The 5,835-nt window shown below is 73.1% G+C and carries 4 protein-coding genes and 1 pseudogene; 2 read left to right on the top strand and 3 right to left on the bottom strand.

The genetic code is table 11. The features are described from left to right. Window positions 1-662, bottom strand: a pseudogene (locus D8M35_RS15080) (hypothetical protein); the annotation flags it as partial. A gap of 103 nt (window positions 663-765) precedes the next feature. Here D8M35_RS15080 and D8M35_RS15075 point away from each other — a divergent pair. Continuing rightward, entirely contained in the window at window positions 766-2,616 is a 1,851-nt protein-coding gene (locus D8M35_RS15075) for a glycoside hydrolase family 2 protein (RefSeq protein ID WP_126892571.1), read from the top strand. 93 nt (window positions 2,617-2,709) lie between these two features. Here the strand turns inward: D8M35_RS15075 and D8M35_RS15070 are convergent, their stop codons facing one another. After that, window positions 2,710-3,561, bottom strand: coding sequence for an alpha/beta fold hydrolase (locus D8M35_RS15070; protein ID WP_126892570.1), 852 nt, complete (start codon window positions 3,559-3,561; stop codon window positions 2,710-2,712). A gap of 122 nt (window positions 3,562-3,683) precedes the next feature. On the opposite strand from D8M35_RS15070, the gene D8M35_RS15065 reads away from it, so the two are divergent. Continuing rightward, entirely contained in the window at window positions 3,684-4,919 is a 1,236-nt protein-coding gene (locus tag D8M35_RS15065; RefSeq protein ID WP_126892569.1) for a mannosyltransferase family protein, read from the top strand. A gap of 31 nt (window positions 4,920-4,950) precedes the next feature. On the opposite strand, the gene D8M35_RS15060 is transcribed toward D8M35_RS15065, so the two are convergent. Further along, a partial coding sequence (locus D8M35_RS15060) for an amidase domain-containing protein (protein WP_126892568.1) occupies window positions 4,951-5,835 on the bottom strand: 885 nt, incomplete at its 5' end.

Here is a 5,835-nt window from a genome sequence, read left to right as displayed (position 1 = left end):
ACCTCGGCGAGCGCCTCGCCGAGTGCTGCGGCCTGGTCGTCCCACGGGGTGCCGGTCCGGGCGTCGGCCAGGGCGACGCGCCAGGCGTCCTCGAGGCCGGGCAGGAACTCCTGCGCGAACGCGAGGTGCCCGGTCGCCGTGCCGTCGGGACGGCCCGGGTCGGGCCAGGTCGCCCGCTGCGCGCCGTACACGGTCGGCACGCGCTCGCTACCCGCGGCCGAGAGAGCGAGCTGCGTGGTGACGTCGGGGTTGTCGCCGTGGTGGAGCACCCGGAAGACCTTGACGATGACCCGGTCGCCGGACGCGGTGTCGCAGATGACCGAGGTGTTCGACTGTTCCCCAGACAGCACCCGGGACGCGGTGACCTCGCCGATCGGGCGGAGGCTCTCGGGGTCGACGTCGATGCGCGCTGCGAGCTGCCGGACCCAGTCGGTGTCCGTGGTGGCGTCGACGGGGTCCGCGGCGCCGTCGGAGCTGCCGACGACGGGCACCTGGTAGAGGACCGGCCCGGTCGCGGCGTCGTCGAGCACGAGTCGCGTGCCGTCGGTCTCGGCGACGGTGCGCAGCGCCGGGGTCCCACCCTTCGCGGCGTACCAGCGCTGGCGTGCGATCCAGCCCTCCAGCGTGCGGTCGTCGACGTGCTCGGGTGCCTCGGCGCTCATGCAGCGAACGGTACGCGCCGGTCCCGGGGTGCGCCCCGAGTCGTGGCCGGCCGGTTCGTCCACTCTGCTGTACAACGATGTACCGAGCGGCCAGCATGGAGGCATGACCTCGCTCGACGGCACCGTCGCCGCCCCACTGCCCCCGCTCCCGCGCGCCTCCGACCAGGACGGCTCGTACCCCCGACCGCAGATGCTCCGCGGTGCGTGGGCGGACCTCGACGGGACGTGGTCGTTCCGGAACACGGGCGACGACCCGGCCTGGCGCACCGGGTTCCCGGACGCCCGGGACATCACCGTGCCGTTCCCGCCCGAGTCACCGGCGTCGGGCATCGACGAGCCCGGGTTCCACCCCGTGGTCTGGTACGCCCGGACGGTCACCCGCGCCGAGCTCGACGCCGCCGGGTACGGCGACGCGGCACCCCGGCTCCTGCTGCACTTCGGCGCCGTCGACCACCGCGCCCGGGTCTGGGTCGACGGACAGTTCATCGGCGAGCACGAGGGCGGGCACACCCCCTTCACGCTCGACGTGACCGAGGCGCTCGGCACCGACCCCGACGCCACGCACACCCTGGTCGTCCGCGCCGAGGACGATCCGCACGACGTCACGCAGCCGCGCGGCAAGCAGGACTGGCACGAGCACCCGCACGCGATCTGGTACCGCCGCACCACCGGGATCTGGCAGACGGTCTGGCTCGAGGCCGTGCCGACCGCGTCGATCGGGGCCCTGCGGTGGACGAACGTCGACCACGCGACGGTGCGGCTGACCGTCCGGCTCGCCGGCGAGCGCCCGGTCGGCGCACGCGTCCGGGTCGCGGCACGCTGGCACGAGGGCGACGAGGACCTGGCGACGGTGGAGACGACCGTCCCCGCGAACGCCCACGAGGTCGAGGTCGTCGTGCCGGTCGCCCGGCAGCACAACGGCCAGGCCGAGGACGAGCTCGTGTGGACCCCCGAGACTCCGCGCCTGGTCGACGCCGTCGCCACGCTGCTGCCGGCCGAGGGCGGCGAGCCCCTGGACGCCGTGTCGTCGTACTTCGGGGTCCGCACCGTGGGCGTCGACGGCGGCGCCTTCCTCCTGAACGGCCGCGCCTACGACGTCCGCAGCGTGCTCAACCAGGGCTACTGGCCGGAGTCGCACCTGGCGGCGCCGTCGCGGCAGGCACTCCGCCGCGAGGTCGAGCTCATCAAGGAGCTCGGCTTCACCGCCGCGCGGAACCACCAGAAGATCGAGGACCCGCGGTTCCTGTACTGGGCGGACCGGCTCGGGCTGCTCGTCTGGGGTGAGGCCCCCGGTGCCTACGCGTTCTCCCCGCTCGCCGTGCAGCGACTCGTGCGGGAGTGGATGGACGCCGTCGAGCGCGACGCCTCGCACCCGTCGATCGTCACCTGGGTGCCGGCGAACGAGAGCTGGGGCGTGCAGCACATCGCGACGGACCCGGCGCAGCAGGCCTACGCCCGGTCGCTCGCCGACGTCACCCGGGCCCTCGACCCGACCCGGCCGGTGATCTCGAACGACGGGTGGGAGCACACCAACTCGGACATCGTCACCGTGCACGACTACGAGGGCGACGGGGCCGAGCTCGCGGCGACCTACGCCGACGATGCCGCACGGACGACGCTGCTCGGCGGGCGGGGGCCCGCTGATCGGCGGATCCTCGTGGGCGGCGCGGTGGACCAGGGGCAACCGGTCATGCTCACGGAGTTCGGCGGCGTGGACTTCCAACCCGGGGCGAAGCGCGAGGACGGGTGGGGGTACACCTCGGCCGTCGACGGTGACGACTGGGTCGCGCGGATCACGGCGCTCTACGACGGGGTCCGGGCGAGCTCGTTCCTGGCCGGGTCGTGCTGGACGCAGCTGACGGACACGATGCAGGAGACGAACGGGCTGCTGCACGCCGACCGCACCCCGAAGGTCCCGATCGAGCGCATCCGCGCCGCGGTCACGGGGCGCTGAGCGGGTTCCGCGAAACGCAACGTGGGCGGCCCTGCGCAGCGATGTACCGCTGCGAGGAACCGCCCACGTTGCGTCCTGCGGGAGGGGGAGGGGTCAGGACGCCAGGAAGCGCAGGACCGCCTCGTTCCACTCGTCCTTGTGCGAGGCGAGCACCCCGTGCGGGCCACCCTCGATGACGTGCGTCTGCGCGTTCGGGATCGCCTCGGCGGTGCGCTTGCCCGAGGCCTCGAAGGGCACGATGCCGTCCGAGTCGCCGTGGATCACGAGCGTCGGGACGTCGACCTTCGTCAGGTCGTCGCGGAAGTCGGTCGTGGCGAACGCGGCCGTGCAGTCGAGGGTGCCCTTCGGCGAGGCGAGCTCGGCGATCGCCAGGTCGTAGGCGCGCTGGTCGTCGCTCACGAGCGGCTTCTTCAGCAGACCCGGCTCCCCGCCCGGCGTGTAGAACATGTCGACGAACCGGTGCAGGAACGCCGGACGGTCACCCGTGATGCCGTTCGAGAACCAGTCGGCCAGGTCCTGGTCGACCGCGCCGTCCGGGTTGTCGTCCGACTTCCACAGGTACGGCGGCACCGCACTCGCGAAGACGAGCTTCCTGATCTTCGCGGTGCCGTAGGTCGAGACGTAGCGCGCGAGCTCACCGCCGCCCATCGAGAAGCCGATGAGGGTGACGTTCGTCAGGTCGAGCTCGGTGATGAGCTTGTCGAGGTCCGCGGCGAACGTGTCGTAGTCGTAGCCGCCCCACGGCTGCGACGACTGGCCGAACCCGCGGCGGTCGTAGGCGATGACGCGGTGGCCGGCCTCGACGAGCGCCGGGACCTGGCCCTCCCACGAGCGGCCGGAGAGCGGCCAGCCGTGGATCAGGACGACCGGGTCGCCGGTGCCGAGGTCGTCGTAGTGCAGGTCGATGTCGTGGCCGTTCTCGGCGCCGACGGTGATGAAGGGCATGATTCCTCCTGTTGCTGGTTTCCAGGGAACGTGCCTGATGCAACGCTCGGCACCCTGGCGATCCCTCGGAGGTGCGGCGACCGGACAGCGGACGGCCGCTGTGGAGGTGGGAGGATCGGTCGGTGACCGACGTGGCGGAGACGATCCGTGCCTCCCGGCCGGGGCTGCCGTCCCGCGTCCGCCGCCTGATCGTGACCGGTCTGGAGGGACGGGGCCGCGGGTGGACGGCTCCCCTGGCCGTGTGGCTGGCGTCCCGCGTGGTCAGCACCGTCCTGCTGCTCACGGTCTGGGTGCTCGCACGGGCGAACGGCTGGCCGTTCGCGTCGGTCCGGCGCGAGGGGACGTTCCTGTCCTTCCTCGGGTCGTGGGACGCCTCGTTCTACCGGACCATCGCCGAGCACGGCTACCCGACCACGCTGCCGACGGACGCCGACGGGCACGTGCTGCCGAACCCGTGGGCGTTCCTGCCGGTGTTCCCGGCACTCGCCCGGGTCGTGCAGCCGCTCGTCGGCGGGTCCTTCTGGGCGGCGGGGGTGCTCGTCGCCACGCTCGCCGGCGCCGGAGCGTGCGTCCTGCTCTGGCGGCTGGTGCGCGCGGTCTCCGACGACCGCCGGGCGACCCGGGCGACGGCGCTGTTCGCGTTCGCACCGACCGGGTTCCTGCTGCAGGTGACCTACGCCGAGAGCACCTTCCTGCTCCTGCTCTTCGGCGCCCTGCTCGCGCTGGTCCGCCGGCGGTACTGGGTCGTGCTGCCGCTCGGGCTCGTCGCCGCCTTCACGAAGCCGGGGGTGCTCGCGCTCGCCGTGGCCCTCGCCGTGCACCTGGTCGTGCGGCTCGTGCAGGAGCGCCGGGCGCTCCCGGTCCGGGACGCCGTGGCGATCGTCGTCGCGGGGCTCGGGATCGCGGCGGCGGGGCTGGCGTGGCCGGTCGTGGCCTCGGCGGTGACGGGGCGGCCGGACGCGTACCTCGAGACCGAGCTGTCGTGGTGGGTCGGGTTCGTCGGGCGGCAGCACTTCGCGCCGCTGACACCGTGGTTCACGATGGCCTCGACGTGGCTCGGGGCGATCGGGGTCGTGCTCGTGGTCGTCGTGCTCGCCGGTGCGCTGTGGTTCTGGACGCGCCGGGGTGTGCGGGCGCTCGGCGTCGACGTCGTGTCGTTCACCGCCGCGTACGCGCTCTACCTGGTCGCGGTGTTCCTGCCGCAGCAGAGCCTGCCGCGGTTGCTGATGCCGACGGCGCCGCTGCTCGGGGCCGACGTGTTCGCGGGGACCCGGCGGCGGACGGTCGCGTGGCTGGTCGTCGGCGTGTGCCTGCAGCCGGTCGCGATCGTGCTGCTCTGGTTCCTCGGGTACCCCTGAGCGGGGCGCGATCGCGGCGCCGGGTGGCGCGCTACGCGTCGAACGTGTGGAACCAGGCCGTGCCGCCGGGGTGCTGCACGGTGATCATCTCGTCGAGGTCGCGGTACGGCCCGTCCTGGTTGTGGCTCGCCGACTTGATCCGCACGGTGCCGTCCGGCTCGGTGAACACCTCGGACACGATCGTCACGTGGTCGGGCGACCGGTTGGCGTTCCAGTCGTAGAACACGATGTCGCCGACCTTGACCTTGCCGCGCTCGTCGAGGGACCGGCGGGTCAACCCGAACGTCGCCGCGTTCGCCGTCATCCACGGATCCATCGCCGGGCAGTACGTCCACGTCGCACTGTGCTGCGCGCCGGCGGACCGGCTGTACCAGTCGTCGCGCTGTTCCCACCCGCGGGCGATCAGCGTCTGGCTGACGTAGTTCGCGCAGTCCCCGCCGATCGGGTTCATCGTGCCGTACTCGGCGAGGTTGTAGTCCTTCCAGTGCCGCATCGCGTACTCGAGCTGCCGGTCGACGTCCGTGAGTGCCGCGTAGGCCACCGAGGCCGTCGCGACCGCGGTCGAGGCGTCCGGCGTCGGCGCGGCCGTCGGGGTCGGGTCCGCGGTCGCCTGGTCCTGCGTGGCGCCGGCCTGCCCGTCGTTCGCCGCGCTGCCGTTGCCATCCGACGACTGGTTCACGGAGGGGCTCGGCTCGATCGCCGACGTGAAGAGCGCGACGTCCGCCGACCCGGCCGTGTACATCGCCTGGTGCGGCGCCGTGAAGGTCACCTTCGTCGCCGAGGCCTCGACGTCACGCGCCGCGATCCCGCCGACCGTGACGCCCCGCACCGCCGCGAGGCCGGACCCCGTGACCGTCACGGTGACACCGCCGGCGAGCGGTACCTGCGCGGGCGTGATCGAGGACGCCACGGCGCA

This window comes from Curtobacterium sp. HSID17257, assembly GCF_003989515.1.
Classification (GTDB): Bacteria; Actinomycetota; Actinomycetes; order Actinomycetales; family Microbacteriaceae; genus Curtobacterium.
This window is presented reverse-complemented; position numbering and strand designations above follow the sequence as displayed.

Bases quoted from the DNA above. Each gene is read 5' to 3' on its own strand.
- D8M35_RS15075 (WP_126892571.1), top strand. From the start codon at position 766: ATGACCTCGCTCGACGGCACCGTCGCCGCCCCACTGCCCCCGCTCCCG.
- D8M35_RS15070 (WP_126892570.1), bottom strand. From the start codon at position 3,561: ATGCCCTTCATCACCGTCGGCGCCGAGAACGGCCACGACATCGACCTG.